Origin of the sequence: Mycobacterium colombiense (genome assembly GCF_003284935.1) — a bacterium.
Lineage (GTDB): Bacteria > Actinomycetota > Actinomycetes > Mycobacteriales > Mycobacteriaceae > Mycobacterium > Mycobacterium arosiense_A.
The window spans coordinates 1-18,534 of the sequence record NZ_QMEV01000082.1 but is presented as its reverse complement, the minus strand read 5'-3'; the positions used below and the strand labels follow the sequence as shown (position 1 = coordinate 18,534).

Below are 18,534 nucleotides of genomic sequence, written 5' to 3'. Positions count from 1 at the left end.
ACGCCGACGGCCAGGGCCCGCGCCAGCGGGTCGACCAGATCCGTCCGGCCCTGCTCCTTGAGCGCCAGGATCGCGTGCCGGCGCGCGTTGGCGTAGCGGCCGAGCGCGAACACCGGGACGCCCGCGTCGATGCGCGGGTTCACCACGTGCGGCTGATCGAGTTGGACCGTCAGCTCCGCGGCGCAGGCGTCGCACCACCGGGTCGACGGTGCCCCGCAGCCGCCGCATTCGGCGGGTAGGAACAGGTCGAGCATGACGCCAGTGTGCCGGGCGGGGCTGACATGGTTGGCCTTGCGCTAGCTAGTTACCGGAGGCTTCCATCATCGCTGGCCGATGGGCTCCGATGGCGTAAAGACCACTGGCATCGACTCCGGTCCGCTGACGAAGTTGGCCGGCCGCAACGGAACCTGTGCGCAGCTCGCGAGCCGTAGGTCGGGCAGCCGGTCGAGCACCCGTGCGAGCATCAACGAAAGTTCCAAGCGCGCCAACTGATTTCCCAGGCAGAAATGCGTGCCGAAGCCGAACGCCAGGTGATTGTTCGGGTCCCGGTCGATACGGAAACGGTCCGGGTCGCCGAAAACGTCTTCGTCGAAGTTGGCCGACTCGAACAAGAGCAGGATCTTTTCGCCGCGATGGAGCCGGACCCCGTGGAACTCGGTTTCCGCGGCAAGCGTGCGGCACATGTTCTTGATCGGCGAGGTCCACCGCAGCATCTCCTCCACCGCCCCGGGCAGCAGACTCGGGTCTCGTCGTAGCCGCTCCCATTGGTCGCGATGCCGCAGCAATCGCTCGATCCCGCCCGAGAGGGTGTGCCGGGTGGTTTCGTCGCCGCCGATGAGGATCAGCAGTGACTCGTAAATCAGTTCGTCGTCCGACAACCTCCGGCCGGCGACTTCGGCGTTTGCCAGCACACTGAACAGGTCGTCGGTCGGTTCCCGCCGGCGCTGCGCGATGGTTTCCTTGGCGAACGAGGTGTACGCGCCAAACGCGTCCATGACCGCTTGCAGCGAAGCCTCATCCGGCGACCTCGGGCCGCCCACCAGCTCTTCGGACCATTTCAGCAGCGTCGCGCGGTCGTCGGGCAGCACCCCGAGCATGTCGCCGATCACCGCCATCGGCAGCGGTGCGGCGATGTCGCGGACGAAGTCGCAAGCTCCGGCCTCGCACACGTCGTCGATCAACTCGTCGCACAACCTCGAGATCGACGACGACTTGTCCTTTATCCTCCTGCCGGTGAACGCCGCGCTGACCAGCCTGCGCCGCACCAGGTGTTCCGGATCGTCCATGTCGATCATGTACGGCATCGCCGGGTATGCGGGCCGGATGCCGCCGGCATTGGAAAACAGCTGCGGGTTGCGCTCGACATCGATGACGGCCCGGTACGTAGCGGCCGCGGCCAGGTCGTTGCGGTCGCGGAAGATCGGCTGATTCGCCCGCATCCAGCGATACGCTTCGCGGGCGCGGCCGTTGGCGTAGAAGTGGCCGTCCGTGAGATCTATGTCGGGTGTCTGCCAGGTGTCCCCCATGCGCGTTAACGCTAGGCGTGCCAACGGAACTCGCCTAGCCACAGCGCGCGCATCGGCGGCCGGAAGACGCAGCTACGCGGAGCGCCGCAAGGTCTGCGCGGGTGGCTCACCGTAGCGAGCGGCATGCACGGCGGCGAACCGGCCGAGGTTGCTGAAGCCCCAGTGGTACGCCACCGAGGCCACCGTTGTCGTCGACGGGTCGGAATGCAGCAGCGCCTGGTGCGCGCGGCGTAGCCGGACTTCGCGGAGGTAGGACATCGGGGAGGTGCCGAGGTACCGCTGAAAACCCTGCTGCAGCGACCGGACGCTGACGTTGCACCGGGCGGAGATTGCCGTCAGGGTCAGTGGCGCATGCGCTTCCTCTTGGATGATTTCGATCGCGGTGCGGATGGCGCGTGGCGCGATCAGGCGCGCTGTACCGGCGAGGGCATCACGATGGCCGTGCTCGACGGCCAGCCAAAAGCCGCGCACCAAGCTCTCGGCAAACGGCAGCCCGACCATGGGGTGATTGAGCAAGCCGTCCGGACGGAAGAACTGCTCCTTGAACAGCAAGAGCATGTCGATCCAGCTTCGAGTCGGTTCTGCGCGCATCGGTAGCACGGGGTTGAGGTCGATGTGTGCCGCCGCGGAGTGACCGAGCGCATCGCTGAGTGCGTCGTTAGCCGTGCAGGCGTCGATCCGAAAACAGGTCATCTTGGTTCCCGCCGCCCACCGCGCCGCACCCAGCCCGCGCGGCGCGTACACGGTCGCGGTGCCGGGACCGGCGCTGAACGTCAATCCGCTGCGGACCCGTTCCGTGCGTCCGGTCTCCAGGACCAGCACGCGATACGCGCCGCATTCGGCGCCGTTATCCATCCACGTATCCGAACCGACGACGAATTCGGAAACCGTTACCGGACCCATCTGACCCAGCCGCTGAACCAAGGAAAACGATTCGGGGTCGGTCTTCAGCTTCAAGTGCGGGCGGCCACAGCAAGCGAGGGCGAACTCGTCGAAACTCCTCAGCGAGCCCCAGTCAGACGCCGCCGAAACATTTTCTGCCCCTTGCGCACTGTGTCGCTCGACTGGACTCGCCAACATCTCTCCCACCCGCGCTACGCCAACGGTAACGCTAACGATATTGCACTGATCCGCCGACATGGGCAACGCGCGTCTGCCCGTTCCCGCGCATTTGCGCGAAATGGCCACGATCGTGCACACGTCGGCCTCTGACGATGTCGACCGCCTTTGCCGACGGCAGGAACGCCTTCATCGGGCGGCATGCGATTAACGAGGGACGCCATCGGCATGCGTTGTGATCGCCCCCAAAGTTCGCAAAGATGAAGGCGTGCCGACTTTATCGATCACCAGCGCACAGCATTTCGCGTGATGGCTGCGTTCGACGACGGTGTGCGAGCCAAGCTCGATGCCAACATGCGCAATTGGGACGCGCGGGTACCGGTCCACGCGCAGAGCCGGTTCTACGGCATCGGCAGTCGCGACCCGATGAGCTGGTTTGCCCCGTTCGAATGGCGCGACCTCGGCCCGCTCGTGGATCGCGAGATCGTGCATCTGCAATGCCATTTGGGCACGGAGACGATGGCCTTCGCCCGCAAGGGCGCGACGACCACCGGGCTGGATTTCTCGAGCGCTTCCGTGCGGGAAGCCCGGCAGATTGCGTGCCAGTTCGGCTTGTCGATCGACTATGTGTGCGCCGACGTCTATGACGCCGTCGACGTGCTTGGGGCGCAGCGGTTCGACATCGTCTATACGGGCAAGGGGGCGCTCTGCTACCTGCCGGACCTACCGGCCTGGGACGACACGGTGACGAGACTGCTCAGGCCCGGGGGGTTCCTCTATGTGGTGGAGTTTCATCCGTTGCTGAACGCGCTGGGCACCACCCAGAAGCCGGGATTGCCAGACGATTTGACCATTCGGCACGACTATCTAGGTGGGCGCGGTCCTGTCGAGCGCGACAGCGCCCACAGCTACACCGACGGCCCGCCCCTGCGCGGTCCCACCCGACACTACGAGTGGCCACACGGCCTGGGGGATGTTGTCACCGCCATCGCACGGGCCGGTCTGGTCATCGAAAGCCTCACGGAGACAGACCTTCTGCCTTGGCCCCGCTGGCCGCGGATGGTGCGCGCCGATGGCGGGTGGTGGACACTGCCGCCGAGCGAGCCGACGTTTCCCGTCATGTATGGCCTCAAGGCCACCAAACCCGATCCGACGAACCTCACCGGTCGCCTCGCAGATAGCTAGGTTCCGTTGACGGGCAAGGTCACAAAGCCGATCCCGTCGACAACGATCGGGCTCGAGTTGCAGCAGCGCGCAATAGAATTCGATACTGTCGCGAGACGGCGCGAGCGCTGGAAATGCCGCCCCACCGGAATCCCAGCAGCAGAATCAATCGCGTTCCCGGTCGGACAGCGCGTCTCACTGCGCCCCCTCACCGCGTCCGCGATCACCGCACCCGCGGGCCGCCGAGTCGAGCGCCTGGGCGTCGGTGATCACCACGCTGCCGCGTTCCAGGCGAATCGAGCCGCATTCCGCGAAATCGCGCAACGTCGCGTCGACCACGCGCGGAGCGGCTCCCACCAGCATGGCGAAATCCGTCAATGCCATGTCGTGAACCACACGCACCGCGTCGCCGTCGCGCCAACCAAACCGCTGGCTCAACATCAACAGCCGGCTCGCAGTGCGGCTTCGGGCATCGGCCAACGCGAAGTCGACCAGCGAGTTCGCCGCCTCCCTGGCCCACCGGGCGAACAGCCGCAGTAGTTGCTCGCCGATCTCCGGTCGTTTGGCCATCCAGACGAGGAGTTGATCGCGTGCGATCGGCGCGACCACCACATCGGTCAGTGTTGTCAGGCTGAAGCCACGCGAATCAGGATCGAAAAGTGTTTTGACACCGAAGATTTGGGACGGACCGAGGACCGTGAGCCCGATCTCGCGGCCGTCGGGGCACCGAAACGTCAGTTCAGCCTTTCCGGAGACGATGACGTAGACGTGGCCGTCAAAGTCGGATTGCGCGTCAATCCGGTGCCCCCGCGGGAATCGTTGCGGCTCGAGCTGGGTGGAAAAGTCCGATACCACCGCTGGGTCGGTCCTGGCAAAGAGGCCGGTTGCGCCCAATGCCTGATAGACGTCGCGGCTTTCACAATGGCGGCGTGTTCGCACGAGGGTAAAGCTATGCAATTCAACGGAAATGGCCTAGCCGTTGCGCGCATGATCGTGGCCACGCCGCGCTGGCGATCGCTAGCCCGGCAGCACCGGTGCCGCCCCGGGCACCGTGAGCCCGGGCACCTCCGACCAGCCCTGCTGACCGTCGGCCGACGGCGAATACTGCAGCACCCCTTGGGGTCCCGCGACGTAGGCCGTCGACGGGTTGGCGACCACCGTCGTCACCGGCATCTGCAGGCCGTGCGGCGGCGCGTCGGAGTTCACCCCGTCGATGTTCACGTAGGACACCGGATGGCTGGCGTCGGTGCGGGTCACCACGATGTCGTCACCGGTGCGCCACGACAGCGACACCACCGAATTGCCCAACCCGAATCCGAGCCGGCGCGGGAAGGTCAGGGCGTACTGCCCGGCCTGGGTCTGCTCGACGCTGGCCAGGATCACCTGGCCGCCGATCACCATCGCGGCGCGGGTGCTGTCGCGCGACAGCTGCAGGTCGGTGATCGGCCCCGGGAACCGGGTCGCCACCGCCACCGAATCCACCGGCAGGCGGGCGGGTTGGCCGGAGGCCGGCTCCTGGATGGCCCGCAACACGTTGTTGCCGTCGATGACCACCCACACCACGTCGTCCAGCGACCAGGTGGGCCGCGACAGGCTGTGCCCGTCGGCGGCCTGCACCGCTTCCTGGCCGAGATCACCGATCCACAGGGACGCGGCCATGTCCGGCGCGCCGCGGTGCAGCGTCACCACCGACGCCACCTGCCGGCCGGTGCGCGACAGCGCGGCGCCGGTCTGGTCGCCCACCCGGCCGAACGCCCCGGGCACCGTGACGGTGTGCTGGCCGTCCAACGACACCAGCGAGCCGCTAACCAGTGCGTGCAGCCCCGCCCCGGCGCCGTCGGCGGCGCCGGGATCGGTGGCCGCGACGTCGGAGGTGGTCCATCCGTCGCGGAACCGGTCGTCCAGGGGCGCGCCGTCGGCGTTGATCACATAGGGCCCGCGGATGTCGGCCCTGGCCAGGGTCCAAATGATCTGTGCCGCAAGCAGTTGCCGGCTATGCGGATCGGTGGTGGACAGCTTCTCGAGCTCGACCCGCGCGCCGCCGTAGCCGCGCCCGATGCCGTTCTTGCCGCCGTCGGCGCGGGTCACCGGCCCGCGCAGCCGTAGCGGCGGGGCGAGCAGGTTGCGCACCGTGTGCGCCATCTCCGGGCGCGGCCCGGCGATCACCTTGGAGATGAGCTCGGTGGCCAACTGGTCGTGGTCGGGCACCGCGACGTAGCGCGGGTCGGGGACCACCGTCTTGCCGGTGGGGTCGGCGAAGTACAGCGTGTTGCGTTTGTAGGTGGACTGGAACTGCTGCCAGTCCAGGAACACCCCGTTGGGCAGCCGGTCGATGCGCCAGCCGCCGGAGGTCTTGACCAATTCGATCGGCCCGGGGTCGGGCAGCACGCCCTCGGCGGTCTCGAACACCCCCACGTCGGACAGCGAACCCAAGATGTCCGCCCGCATGGTCGCCGAAACCCGTTCGGCCGCACGCGTTTCGACGAACACTACGTGGTCGATCAGCAACGCGCTGCCGGCGTCGTCCCACGCGTTGGACGCCGACTGGGTGAGGAACTGTCGGGCGGCCAGGTGACGGTTCGCGGGATCGGCTGTGGCCTTGAAGAATTCGCGCAGCAGCACGTCGGGGTCCATGCCCGGCGTCGGCTTGGGCAGGTTCGACGGCGCCGGCCGCTCGACGGTGCCGATGGCCTGCGGCGCCGACGAACTGGGCACCCCGGCGCAGCCGGCGAGCAGCATGGCCAGCATCAGCAGACCCAACAGCCGCCGCATCACGGGGTCCTCTCGGCCGGCTCTCGTTGCCGCGTACGGTCTTTCGCGTGCTGCGGGCCGGTGGACGGGGGCTGCGGAATCGGCTTCATGGGCAGCGGGCTGGTGGTGACCTTGTGACCGCGCACCAACGGCAGCGTCAGCCGGAAGCACGAGCCCTCCCCGGGTTCGCCCCACGCCTCCAAGCGGCCCTGGTGCAGTCGCGCGTCCTCGATGCTGATGGCCAGGCCCAGCCCGGTGCCCCCGGAACGACGCACCCGCGACGGGTCGGCCCGCCAGAACCGGCTGAACACCAACTTCTCCTCGCCGGGCCGCAGCCCCACCCCGTAGTCGCGGACGGTGACGGCCACCGTGTCCTCGTCGGCGGCCATCCGGATCTTGACCGGCTTGTGCTCGGCGTGGTCGATGGCGTTGGCGATCAGGTTGCGCAGGATCCGCTCCACCCGGCGGGTGTCGACTTCGGCGATCACCTCTTCGGTCGGCAGGTCCACCTTCAGCTCGATGCCGGCGTCCTCGGCCAGATGCCCGACGTTGCTCAGCGCGCTCTGCACCGTGGTGCGCAGATCGACGGCCTCGACCGACAGCTCCGCGACACCGGCGTCGTGCCGGGAGATTTCCAGCAGGTCGTTGAGCAGTGACTCGAACCGGTCCAGCTCGTTGACCATCAGCTCGGTGGAGCGCGCCAGCGTGGGATCCAGGTCGGCGCTGTGGTCATAGATCAGGTCGGCGGCCATCCGCACGGTGGTCAGCGGGGTGCGCAGTTCGTGGCTGACGTCGGAAGTGAAGCGGCGCTGCAGATTACCGAACTCCTCCAGCTGGGTGATCTGGCGCGACAGGCTCTCGGCCATGTCGTTGAAGGACATGGCCAGCCGGGCCATGTCGTCCTCGCCGCGCACCGGCATGCGTTCGGACAGATGCCCTTCGGCGAAGCGTTCGGCGATCCGCGACGCCGATCGCACCGGCACCACCACCTGCCGCGACACCAGCAGCGCGATGCCGGCCAGCAGCACCAGCAGCACCGCGCCGCCGGTGATCATGGTGCCGCGCACCAGCTGGATGGTGGCCTGCTCGTTCTTGAGCGGAAAAATCAGGTACAGCTCCAGGTTGGCCACCTGAGACGACGCCGGCGTGCCGACGATCAGCGCCGGTCCGGAGAACCCGTCGGTGTGCACGGTGGCGTACTGGTAGGACGCCTGCCCGGCCTTGACGAAGCCGCGCAACGAAGCGGGCACCTGGTCGACGGGGCCGGCGGTGGTCGCCGCGCGCGGGCCGTCGCCCGGCACCATCAGCACCGCGTCGAACGCCCCGGCCAACCCCGCGCCGGAGGCCGGGTCGGTCTTGGAGGTCAGCGTGTTGCGCGCCAGCTGCAGGCTGCTGTCCAGGGACCGCGCCTCTTCGCCGTTGACGATCCCGCCCACGGTGGTGCGCGCCCGCTCGATCTGTTCGATGGCGGCCTTGACCTTGACGTCGAGCACGCGGTTGGTGACCTGAGAGGTCAACACGAATCCGAGCGCCAGGATGACCGCCAGGGACAGCCCCAGGGTCAGCGCCACCACCCGCAGTTGCAACGAGCGCCGCCAGGCGATGGCCACAGCGCGACTCACCGCGCCCATGCCACGAGACATGGGGCCGGAACGTCCCCAGCGGCTCCGAGTGCGTCGCCGGGAGCCCCAGATCACTGCCGGCGCTCCTCCCTAACGCGACGCTCTACGACGTCGCCGCCGGTCACGGAGGTCCGGCCTTGTAACCCACTCCTCGAACGGTCAACACTACGGTCGGGTTTTCAGGGTCTTTCTCAACCTTGGCGCGCAGACGCTGGACGTGCACGTTCACCAGGCGGGTATCCGCCGGGTGACGATAGCCCCACACCTGTTCGAGCAGCACATCACGAGTAAACACCTGCCGCGGTTTGCGCGCCAACGCCACCAGCAAGTCGAATTCCAGCGGTGTCAGGGAGATCTGCTCGCCGTTGCGGGTGACCTTGTGCGCCGGCACGTCGATCTCGACGTCGGCGATGGACAGCATCTCGGCGGGCTCGTCGTCGTTGCGCCGCAGCCGCGCCCGCACCCGCGCCACCAGCTCCTTGGGCTTGAACGGCTTCATGATGTAGTCGTCGGCGCCCGACTCGAGGCCCAGGACCACGTCGACGGTGTCGGTCTTGGCGGTCAGCATCACGATCGGCACGCCGGAGTCGGCGCGCAGCACCCGGCACACGTCGATGCCGTTCATGCCGGGCAGCATCAGGTCCAACAACACCAAATCGGGGCGCAGTTCGCGCACCGCAGTCAGGGCCTGGGTGCCGTCACCGATGACCGCGGTGTCGAAACCCTCCCCACGAAGCACGATGGTGAGCATCTCGGCGAGCGAAGCGTCGTCATCGACGACCAAAATCCTTTGCCTCATGGAGTCCATGGTGTCACCAGATCGGGACAAAGCTCGGACATCACACGGGCGTTTCTCCTTCGAAACGGCCGAATCGTGACAAATCTGTGCTAGTTGGCGGCCAAATCGGCGGCCAGCCGGCCCGGATCGACGTCCGCGTCGACGCTGCGCCAACGGCCACCCCAGGCCGCGGCGGCCAGCCCGGCGTAGACCGCGCCGGTGCGTTGCTGCAGCCCGTCGTCGCGTTCGTAGCTGTCGCGCGCCCGGCCCGGATCGGACTCGGCCCGGCTGCGGGCCCGCTGCCCCGCCAGCTCGGCCGTCACCGCGAGCAGCACCTGCCAGTCGGGCGCGGGCAGGCCGAGGCGCCCGTACTCCAGCGCGTGTATCCATGCCACGGCCGGCCCGCCCGCGTCCTGATGCAGACGGGCTGCCGTGTAGGCCGCGTTGGAGGCGACGTAGCGATCCATGATCACCACGTCGTGCTCGCGGCGCAGCGCCTCGATGTCGGCGACGGCCCCGGCGCGATCCAGCGCGAACAGCATCGCCATGGCATAGGCCGACGACGCGAGATCACCGTGCTCGCCGTGCAGGGCCTCGGCCGCGAGGTCGGCGATCACCGACTGCCCGTACCGGGGGAAGGCCAGCATGGCAACCGACTTGCCGTCCGCTTCGAAGACGTTGCGCAGCTTGTCCGTCAGCGTCCGCTTGCCGGCGCCGTCAATGCCTTCGATCGCGATCAGCACGGCGCGAGCCTATCGCCGCCGAGTGCCACGCCGGCGCGACACTCGGCGGCCGGGCGGCTCAGTAGCGGTAGTGGTCGGCCTTGTAGGGGCCGTCGACGTCGACGCCGATGTACTCGGCCTGCTCCTTGGTCAGCTTGGTCAGCTGGCCGCCGAGCGCCTCGACGTGGATGCGCGCCACCTTCTCGTCGAGGTGCTTGGGCAGCCGGTAGACCTCGTTGTCGTACTCGTCGTTCTTGGTCCAGAGCTCGACCTGGGCGATGACCTGGTTGGAGAAGCTGTTGCTCATCACGAACGACGGGTGTCCGGTGGCGTTGCCCAGGTTCAGCAGCCGGCCCTCGGACAGCAGGATGATCGACTTGCCGGTGTCCGGGAACGTCCACAGGTCCACCTGCGGGCGGATGTTGGTCTTGGTGGCGCCGGACTTCTCCAGCCGTGCGACCTGGATCTCGTTGTCGAAGTGGCCGATGTTGCCCAGGATCGCCTTGTCCTTCATCGCCTTCATGTGCTCGAGGGTGATGATGTCCTTGTTCCCGGTGGTGGTGATGATGATGTCGGCCTCGCCGATCACGTCCTCCACCCGCTTGACGTCGAAGCCCTCCATCAGCGCCTGCAGGGCGTTGATCGGGTCGATCTCGGTGACGGTGACCCGCGCGCCCTGGCCCGCGACCGACTCGGCCGAACCCTTGCCGACGTCGCCGTAGCCGCAGATCAGGACCTTCTTGCCGCCGATCAGCACGTCGGTGCCGCGGTTGATGCCGTCGATCAGCGAGTGCCGGCAGCCGTACTTGTTGTCGAACTTGCTCTTGGTGACCGAGTCGTTGACGTTGATCGCCGGGAACGCCAGGTCACCGGCCGCGGCGAACTGGTAGAGCCGCAGCACGCCGGTGGTGGTCTCCTCCGAGACACCCTTGATCGACGCGGCGATCTTGGTCCACTTGTCCTTGTCGGTCTCGAAGCGCTTGCGCAGCAGGTTCAAAAACACGCGGTGCTCGGTCGAGTCGTCCTCGTCGTCGGGCGGCACGACGCCGGCCTTCTCGTACTGCGCGCCGCGCAGCACCAGCATGGTGGCGTCCCCGCCGTCGTCCAAAATCATGTTGGCCGGCTCGTCGGGCCACGTCAGCACCTGCTCGGCCGCCCACCAGTACTCCTCGAGCGTCTCGCCCTTCCACGCGTACACCGGAACGCCCTTGGGCTCCTCGGGGGTGCCGTGCGGGCCGACGACCACCGCGGCCGCGGCGTGGTCCTGGGTGGAGAAGATGTTGCAGGACGCCCAGCGCACCTCGGCGCCCAGCGCGACGAGGGTCTCGATCAGCACCGCGGTCTGCACGGTCATGTGCAGCGAACCGGAGATGCGCGCGCCCTTGAGCGGCTGCACGTCGTGGTACTCGCGGCGCAGCGACATCAGACCCGGCATCTCCTGCTCCGAGAGCTCGATGTCCCGGCGACCGTAATCCGCCAACGACAAATCGGCGACCTTGAAATCGATGCCGTTTCGAACGTCGGGGGTGAGTGCGTTTTCGGTCGTCGTCATAGCGTGTTCTTCCTTTTTCGGCTCGCTCGGATCCAAGCGGTAATTAGCTTAGGTATGTTCTTGCGCCACTGTAGTCGCGGGTGCGCGCCGACCTCGGTTCAGGGAAGGACTCAGGGGACGTTGACGACGCCGTGCCGTTCGGCGAACGGCGTCATCAACCGGGCCAGATCGGCCGCCACGTCGTGGTCCGCCTCTGGTGGCATCGACACGTAGCTCAGCGCCAGCCGCACGATGGCCCGCGCCAGCACACCGGCGTCCTCGTCGCTGGTGGCCACCCAGCTCTGCGTCAGCGCCGTGGTCAGCCGCTCGGAGGCCCGGTTGATGATGGGCGCGCTGTCGGTGGTGATGAGCTGCAGCAGGTCGGGTTTGGCCACGCCGGTGAGCAGCGAGATCACCAGCGGGTCGGCGGCCGACTCGGCGAAGAAGGAACGGAAACCCTGCAGGAACGCCTCGTGGATGTGCCCGACGTTGGCGTCGATCGCGGACCCGACGGCGTCGACCAGGCGATCGGCCAGGCGCAGCGCATACCCCTGCGCCAGGCCCTGGCGCGAGCCGAACTCGTTGTAGATCGTCTGCCGGCTGATGCCCGCGGCGCGGGCCACGTCCGACAGGGTGATGGCGGACCAGTCCCGGGTTCCCAGCAGGTCCCGCATCGCGTCCAGCACCGAGTCGCGCAGCAGGGCGCGCGAGGCCTCGGCGTAGGGCATCCGCTTCACAGGCGCGACAATAGCGGCTTTGGCGGCCGCATCGGCGGTGATCACGGCCGGGCGATCTCGACCATTTCGAAGTCGGTCTTCGCCGCGCCGCAGTCCGGGCAGCTCCAGTCCTCGGGAATGTCGTCCCAGCGGGTCCCGGGGGCGATGCCGTCCTCGGGCCAGCCCTTGGCCTCGTCGTATTCGAAGCCGCACTGCACGCAGACGAACAGCTTGTAGTCCTCGCTCATGGGTTCACTCCTACTAGTTCGAAATCGACCTTCTCGCGCACCGCACAATCGGGGCAGCACCAGTCCTCGGGGATGTCGGCGAAGGGTGTGCCCGGCCGAAAGCCTTCCCGCGGTTCGCCTTTCGCCTCGTCGTAGACGTAATCGCAGCCCGGGCAGCGGAAGGCGGTCATGCCAGGCCCGCCTGGGCGGCCCCGTAGCGGGCCAGCAGCTTCTCACGCAGCCGCGGCGCGATGTTGACGCGGGTGATGTCGCCGTCGTAATGCTCCAGCACCCGGTGATCCATCACCCTGCGCCACAGCGGCGGAAAGTAGGTGAGCGAGATCATCGAGGCGTAGCCGCTGGGCAGGTTGGGAGCGCCGTCCATGCTGCGCAGCGTCTGGTACCGGCGGGTCGGGTTGGCGTGGTGGTCGCTGTGCCGCTGCAGGTGGTAGAGGAACAGGTTGGTCACCACGTGGTCGGAGTTCCAGCTGTGCGCCGGGGTGCAGCGCTCGTAGCGGCCGCTCGAATTCTTCTGCCGCAGTAGGCCGTAGTGCTCCAGGTAGTTGACCGACTCGAGCAGGCTGAAGCCGAAGACCGCCTGGATGACCACGAAGCCGATCAGCGCCGGGCCGAAGATCGCGATGAGCGCGCCCCACAGCACCACCGACATCAGCCAGGCGTTGAGCACGTCGTTGGACAGATAGGTCTTGGGGTGCCACGGACTTGCACCCTGCCGGCGGATCCGTTGCGCCTCCAACGTCAGCGACGAGCGCAGGCTGCCGAATACGCTGCGCGGCAAGAACTCCCAGAACGTCTCCCCGAAGCGGGCCGACGCGGGGTCCTCCGGGGTGGCGACGCGCACGTGGTGGCCGCGGTTGTGCTCGATGTAGAAGTGCCCGTAGCAGGTTTGGGCCAGGGTGATCTTGGCCAGCCAGCGTTCCAGCGAGTCCTTCTTGTGGCCCATCTCGTGCGCGGTGTTGATGCCGACGCCGCCCAGCACGCCGACCGACAGGGCCAGGCCCAGCTTGCCCGCCCAGCCAAGGCCGCCGTCAAATCCGAGCCATCCCAGGTTCGAGGCGGTGAACAGGTAGGCGCCCATCACCACGCTCAGGTACTGGAACGGGATGTACACGTAAGTGCAGTAGCGGTAGTACTTGTCGTTCTCCAAACGCTCCATGACCTCGTCGGGCGGGTTCTGCCCGTCGGGACCGAAACGCAGGTCCAGGATCGGCAACAGGACCCACAGCAGGATCGGCCCGATCCACAGCGGCACTTGCGCGGCGGCGTGCCAGCCGAGCCGGTTGAGGCCCCAGACGAGCGGCAACACCACGAACAGCGCCGTCGGCGCGATCAGCCCCATCAGCCACAGGCGGCGCTTCTTGTCACGCCAGACGAGCGGCTCGGATTCCTGGCCGACTTGCGGTTCGAATGTGGTCATCTGCCAAACCTCCTTGTGAGTCACACCACGTTGAGGTTGGACAATACTGCCGTCTGCGTCTTGTGTCTAGACAAACAGCGGGTATTTGTAAAGAATGGTTGGCTAGGGCACCGGGCTGTGCGGATCGGCCTCCAGCGACTCGCTGGGCTGGGCCTCCCCTTCCGCCCGCCGGCCCTGCAGCGAATGCCAATAGCCGTAGCCGGCGTAGATCGCCGTGCCGACCACCAACCACACCCCGAACCGGACCCAGGTGAGCGCGGTGAGGTTGAGCATCAGCCACAGGCACGCGGCGATCGACGCGATCGGCAGCACCGGCACCCACGGCGCCTTGAAACCGCGTTCCAGGTCCGGCCGCGTGCGGCGCAACACGATCACGCCGGCCGAGACCAGGACGAAGGCGAACAGGGTTCCGACGTTCACCATCTCCTCGAGCTTGGTGATGGGAAACACCGACGCGGTCACGGCCACCACCAGGGCGACCAGCACGGTGATCCGCACCGGGGTGCCCCGCGATCCCGTCTTGGCCAACGACCGCGGCAACAGCCCGTCGCGCGCCATCGCGAACAGGACCCGGCACTGGCCGAGCATCAGCACCATCACCACGGTGGTCAGGCCGGCCAGCGCGCCGATGGAGATGATCTTGCTCGCCCAGTGGATGCCGTTCGCGGTGAAGGCCGTGGCCAGATTGGCCTGCCCGCGGCCCCGGACCGTCTTGAGCTGGGTGTAGGACACCATGCCGGACAGCACCACCGCGACCGCGACGTAGAGCAGGGTCACGATGCCCAGCGACGCCAGGATTCCCCGCGGCACGTCGCGCTGCGGGTTCTTGGTCTCTTCGGCCATGGTGGCGACGATGTCGAACCCGACGAACGCGAAGAACACGATGGACGCCCCCGCCAACACGCCGTACCAGCCGTAGTGGCTGCTGTGCGCGCCGGTCAGCAACGACAGGACGGACTGGTCGATGCCCTTGGCCTCGCCGCCGGCCTCCGCCTTCGGAATGAACGGCGAGTAGTTGGCCCGCTTGATGTAGAACACGCCGACCACCACGACAAAGATCACCACCGACACCTTGATCGCGGTGACCACCGCGGAGAACCTCGATGACAACTTCGTGCCCAACGCGATCAGGGTGGCCACGCCGCCGACGATCACCAACGCCCCCCAGTCCAGCTGGACCGAGCCGAATTTCGCTGTGCCGCCGGCGAATCCGAACACCGTGCCCAGGTAGCTCGACCAGCCCTTGGCCACCACGGCGGCACCGATCGCCAATTCCAGCACCAGGTTCCAGCCGATGATCCAGGCCAAGAACTCCCCGAAGGTGGCATAGGAGAAGGTGTAGGCGCTACCGGCCACCGGCAACATCGAGGCGAACTCGGCGTAGCACAGCGCGGCCAGCGCGCAGGTGCCCGCCGCGATCACGAACGACACCCAGATGGCGGGGCCGGTGATGTCGCCGGTGGTGGACGCGGTGACCGTGAAGATGCCCGCCCCGATCACCACCGCGACACCGAAGACGACCAGGTCTCGCCAGGTCAGGTCCTTGCGCAGCTTGGTGTCCGGCTCGTCGGTGTCGGCGATTGATTGCTCGATCGACTTGGTCCGCCATCGATTGGCCATGCATGAGCCCTTTCCCAACGCTGGGAGCCATTTGGTCCGTCACAGTACTGGGTACTCTCCGCCAATGCCGGACAGCACAGCAACGGCCAGGGATCACGCCGTCGTCATCGGGGGAAGCATCGCGGGCCTTTGCGCCGCGCGGGTGCTCTCGCAGGCGTATTCGCGGGTGACGGTCTACGAGCGCGACGAATTGCCCACCGGACCGGCGAACCGGGCGGCGGTGCCCCAGGACCGGCACCTGCACATGCTGATGGCGCGCGGGGCGATGGAATTCGAGGACCTCTTCCCCGGGCTGCTCGACGACATGGTGGCCGCCGGCGTGCCCAAACTGGAAAACCGGCCCGACTGCATCCACCTGGGCGCCGCGGGCCACGTGCTGGGCACCGGCCACACGTTGCGCGACGAGTTCACCGCCTACGTGCCCAGCCGCCCCCACCTGGAGTGGCAGTTGCGCACCCGGGTGCGCGGCATCGACAACGTCACCCTGGCGCGGCGCTCGGTGGCCGAGCCGCGCTTCGACCCGGCGCGCCAGCGGGTGACCGGCGTGCTGCTGGATCCGGCCGACCCGGACGGCAACGAGCCGGAGTTCGTGGCCGCGGACCTCGTCGTCGACGCGGCGGGCCGGGGCACCCGGCTGCCGGTGTGGTTGACGCAGTGGGGATTTCAGCGCCCGGTCGAACAAGAGATGGACATCGGCATCCACTACGCCACCCAGCAGTTCCGCATCCCCGAGGGGCTGATCACGGAGAAGGTGGTGGTCGCCGGCGCCTCGCACGACGAGTCCCTGGGAATGGGCATGCTGTGCTACGAGGACGGCACCTGGGTGCTGACCACGTTCGGCGTGGCGAACGCCAAACCACCGAAGACCTTTCCCGAGATGCTGGAACTGGCGCACCGGCTGCTTCCGGAGCACTTCAACGCGGCGCTGACGCGGGCCGAACCGCTGGGCGACCCGGCGTTTCACGCCTTCCCGGCCAGCAGGTGGCGCCGCTACGACAAGCTGGAGCGCCTCCCGGCGGGCATCCTCGCCTTCGGTGACGCGGTGGCCAGCTTCAACCCCACCTTCGGGCAGGGCATGACGATGACGTCGCTGCAGGCCGGTCATCTGCGCCGCGCGCTGCAGCTGCCCGACGACCAGGTGGCCGCGGCACTGAACCGGGCCACCGCCAAGAGCACCTTCCCGGTGTGGACGATGAACGCCATCGGCGATGTCACGTTCCACCACGCCGGCACCAAGGGGACGATCCCGTGGTGGTGGCGTCCCTCAGGGGCGCTGTTCGATCAGTTCCTGGGCGCCGCCGAGACCGATCCCGTTCTGGCGGAATGGTTCCTGCGGCGCTTCTCCCTGCTGGACAGCCTCTACATGGTTCCGCCGCCGCGGATCGTCGGCCGCGCCATGGCGCACAACCTGCGGCTCTGGCTGGGTGAGCGGCGTCAGGCCGCCAAAGAGCGCGTGGCGATCGCGAGCGCGGCGCAGCCGGGCGAAGCGGGTCGCCACCATCGGGCCTAGGCCGCCGTCACAGCCCCACCGTCGCCCTGAACAGCTTGGTGGGTTCGTGCGCGACCAGCCGGATGGGGGCGTCGTCGGCCGCGACCCAGGCGGCCATCCCCCGCTTCAGCGTCAGCGAGCCGGACTTGCCGTGCACCGTCGTGCAGCCCTGGCTGCACAACAGGATCTGCGGACCGTCGTGGCTGCACGTCGCGTCCACCTCGTGGCCGACGTACTCGTCGTCGAGCTGCAGCAGCGCGACGGCGAACTCGTCGGTCGGCGTCTCATAGATCAGGCCGAAGCCCTCGCGGCGGATGGGCGGACGCAGCTGCTCCTCGGTGGTGGGCGCGAAGTCCAGCACGCGCAGCAGCTCCGGCACGTCGACGTGCTTGGGGGTCAGCCCACCGCGTAACACGTTGTCGGAGTTGGCCATCACCTCCACCGCGAAGCCGCGCAGGTAGGTGTGCAGGTTGCCGGCGGAGACGAAAATGGCCTCGCCCGGCGCCAGGGTGATGCGGTTGAGCAGCAGCGCCGCCAGCACCCCGGCGTCGCCGGGATAACGCTCGCCGAGCTCGAGCACGGTCTTGGCCTCGGCCGCGAATTCGGTCGCCCCCGAGCTGAGATACGCGATCGCGCCGTCGAGCACCGCGGTCACCAGCACGTCGATGTCGGGCTGCGGCGCGGTGATCCACGTGGTGAACAGCGCGCGCAGCCCGTCCGCGTCGGACTGGTCGTTGAGCAAGTCGATGTAGGGGTCCAGGTCGGAGACGGCCAGGGCCCGCAACAGTTCGACGGTGCGCGAGGCCTGCCGGAAGCCGGCCAGCGCCTCGAACGGGTGCAGCGCCACCAGCAATTCGGGCTTGTGCGACGTGTCGCGGTAGTTGCGCACCGGCGAGGTCAGCGGGATGCCCACCCGCTCCTCGCGCATGTAGCCCTCGGCTGCCTGCGCGGCGCTGGGGTGGGCCTGCAGGGACAGCGGCTCGTCGGCGGCCAGCACCTTGACCAGGAACGGCAGCACGTCGCCGAACCGGGCCCGTGACGCCGGCCCGAGCTGCCCTTCCGGGTCGTCGACCAACGCCTCGAGCAACGTGATTTCGCCGTTGTCCGTTTCCAGCCAGGCCGGATCGCCCGGGTGCGCCCCAAACCAGAGTTCCGCCTCGGGGTGCGCCGCCGGCACCGGACGCTCGGTGAATTCGGCGATGGCGGTACGCGAACCCCAGGCGTACGTTCTCAAGGCCCCGCGAAGCAGTTCCACTGTTGTATCTATCCCCGCACCAGTCGCATATAAACCGCGGCCATTTCCAGCCGGACGGCCAATACTGCCAGTTGCTGCTCGGGGCTACCGGGGCCCCCCAGTGCCGGCGAAACGCCGTAGCCGGCCGAGCCGCCGGGCCCGTCGGGCACATCCTCGGCGGCGAGCAGGTAGACGTTGTCGAGCCCGGCCGTCCGGGCGGCCACGCCCGGCTGCTCGTCGGCCAGGACCACGGCCAGCACCCGCAACCGGGGCGGCAGCGGCCCGTCGATCTCTTCGTCGTGGAACAAGGCGGCGTCGGGATCCACGATCCCGTCCGACGCGGCGGCGTGCAGGGCGACCAGGGCGTCCGCCAGCCCGGTCGCCGGGGTCACCTGGTTGGCGACCCGCAACAGCACCGAGCTGCCGTGCCGGGCCAGCGCCAGGGTCGCGGCGCCGTCGCCGGCCAGCGCGACCTGACGCTCGGCGACCCGCGCGGCCAGCAGCTTCGCCGGATTGGTGAACAGCTCGCGGGCGGCGCTGTTGCGCAGCGCCTCGGCGTCCAGCTCGTCGGCGAGCAAGCCCAGATCGACGTTCGGTCGCGGGTCCAGGGCGTGCATCACCGCCAGGCCGGCGGCCAGATACCGGCACAGCCCGAAC

Annotated in this window: 16 protein-coding genes and 2 pseudogenes; 2 read left to right on the top strand and 16 right to left on the bottom strand. The window is 68.0% G+C overall.

All coding sequences use genetic code 11. The features are described from left to right. From DQP57_RS23610 to DQP57_RS23600, 3 genes and pseudogenes are all read right to left on the bottom strand, one after another. Window positions 1-254, bottom strand: a pseudogene (locus DQP57_RS23610) (ComF family protein); the annotation flags it as partial. Between the two features lie 66 nt (window positions 255-320). Then, on the bottom strand, window positions 321-1,526 hold the full coding sequence (locus tag DQP57_RS23605; protein ID WP_112635045.1) for a cytochrome P450: 1,206 nt from the start codon (window positions 1,524-1,526) through the stop codon (window positions 321-323). 72 nt (window positions 1,527-1,598) lie between these two features. Beyond that, window positions 1,599-2,666, bottom strand: coding sequence for an AraC family transcriptional regulator (locus DQP57_RS23600; RefSeq protein ID WP_133259300.1), 1,068 nt, complete (start codon window positions 2,664-2,666; stop codon window positions 1,599-1,601). Between the two features lie 228 nt (window positions 2,667-2,894). Between DQP57_RS23600 and DQP57_RS23595 the strand changes: the two genes are divergently transcribed. After that, entirely contained in the window at window positions 2,895-3,770 is an 876-nt protein-coding gene (locus tag DQP57_RS23595; protein ID WP_112635043.1) for a class I SAM-dependent methyltransferase, read from the top strand. A 174-nt stretch (window positions 3,771-3,944) separates the two neighbouring features. Here DQP57_RS23595 and DQP57_RS23590 read toward each other — a convergent pair whose 3' ends face one another. The 11 genes from DQP57_RS23590 to DQP57_RS23540 all read right to left on the bottom strand — a co-directional run bounded on the left by DQP57_RS23590 (window position 3,945) and on the right by DQP57_RS23540 (window position 15,154). Next, entirely contained in the window at window positions 3,945-4,688 is a 744-nt protein-coding gene (locus DQP57_RS23590; RefSeq protein ID WP_133259299.1) for a Crp/Fnr family transcriptional regulator, read from the bottom strand. 78 nt (window positions 4,689-4,766) lie between these two features. Then, window positions 4,767-6,521 carry an MtrAB system accessory lipoprotein LpqB gene (gene lpqB / locus DQP57_RS23585; protein WP_165821888.1) on the bottom strand — a complete coding sequence of 585 codons (1,755 nt, stop codon included), beginning with the start codon at window positions 6,519-6,521 and terminating at the stop codon, window positions 4,767-4,769. Further along, the gene (mtrB, locus tag DQP57_RS23580; RefSeq protein WP_112635040.1) at window positions 6,521-8,197 is read right to left on the bottom strand and encodes an MtrAB system histidine kinase MtrB; all 1,677 of its coding nucleotides are present in this window, start codon (window positions 8,195-8,197) and stop codon (window positions 6,521-6,523) included. The genes lpqB and mtrB overlap by 1 nt, the downstream gene beginning before the upstream one ends. Window positions 8,198-8,243: 46 nt before the next feature. After that, window positions 8,244-8,930 carry a two-component system response regulator MtrA gene (mtrA, locus tag DQP57_RS23575; protein WP_007168097.1) on the bottom strand — a complete coding sequence of 229 codons (687 nt, stop codon included), beginning with the start codon at window positions 8,928-8,930 and terminating at the stop codon, window positions 8,244-8,246. Window positions 8,931-9,010: 80 nt separating this feature from the next. After that, window positions 9,011-9,643, bottom strand: a complete 633-nt coding sequence (locus DQP57_RS23570; RefSeq protein ID WP_112635039.1) for a dTMP kinase — start codon at window positions 9,641-9,643, stop codon at window positions 9,011-9,013. 58 nt (window positions 9,644-9,701) lie between these two features. Further along, window positions 9,702-11,174: an adenosylhomocysteinase gene (gene ahcY / locus DQP57_RS23565; protein WP_112635038.1), complete on the bottom strand. Its 1,473-nt coding sequence runs from the start codon at window positions 11,172-11,174 to the stop codon at window positions 9,702-9,704. Between the two features lie 110 nt (window positions 11,175-11,284). Then, a complete protein-coding gene (gene alkX / locus DQP57_RS23560; protein WP_112635046.1) occupies window positions 11,285-11,881 on the bottom strand; it encodes a TetR family transcriptional regulator AlkX in 597 nt (198 codons plus the stop codon). A gap of 50 nt (window positions 11,882-11,931) precedes the next feature. Further along, window positions 11,932-12,117 carry a rubredoxin gene (locus DQP57_RS23555; protein ID WP_112635037.1) on the bottom strand — a complete coding sequence of 62 codons (186 nt, stop codon included), beginning with the start codon at window positions 12,115-12,117 and terminating at the stop codon, window positions 11,932-11,934. Then, window positions 12,114-12,287 (bottom strand): rubredoxin, encoded by a 174-nt coding sequence (locus DQP57_RS23550; protein ID WP_112635036.1) that lies wholly within the window; start codon window positions 12,285-12,287, stop codon window positions 12,114-12,116. The genes DQP57_RS23555 and DQP57_RS23550 overlap by 4 nt, the downstream gene beginning before the upstream one ends. After that, window positions 12,284-13,534: an alkane 1-monooxygenase gene (locus tag DQP57_RS23545; protein WP_112635035.1), complete on the bottom strand. Its 1,251-nt coding sequence runs from the start codon at window positions 13,532-13,534 to the stop codon at window positions 12,284-12,286. Before DQP57_RS23545 ends, DQP57_RS23550 begins: the two co-directional genes overlap by 4 nt. A gap of 102 nt (window positions 13,535-13,636) precedes the next feature. Next, window positions 13,637-15,154 (bottom strand): amino acid permease, encoded by a 1,518-nt coding sequence (locus DQP57_RS23540; protein WP_112635034.1) that lies wholly within the window; start codon window positions 15,152-15,154, stop codon window positions 13,637-13,639. Between the two features lie 64 nt (window positions 15,155-15,218). Between DQP57_RS23540 and DQP57_RS23535 the strand changes: the two genes are divergently transcribed. Then, window positions 15,219-16,664 carry an FAD-dependent oxidoreductase gene (locus tag DQP57_RS23535; RefSeq protein WP_112635033.1) on the top strand — a complete coding sequence of 482 codons (1,446 nt, stop codon included), beginning with the start codon at window positions 15,219-15,221 and terminating at the stop codon, window positions 16,662-16,664. Between the two features lie 7 nt (window positions 16,665-16,671). Here the strand turns inward: DQP57_RS23535 and manA are convergent, their stop codons facing one another. Further along, complete coding sequence (gene manA, locus DQP57_RS23530) at window positions 16,672-17,898, bottom strand: mannose-6-phosphate isomerase, class I (RefSeq protein WP_112635032.1); 1,227 nt, start codon at window positions 17,896-17,898, stop codon at window positions 16,672-16,674. Between the two features lie 8 nt (window positions 17,899-17,906). Further along, window positions 17,907-18,534: pseudogene (locus tag DQP57_RS23525) on the bottom strand (TobH protein); the annotation flags it as partial.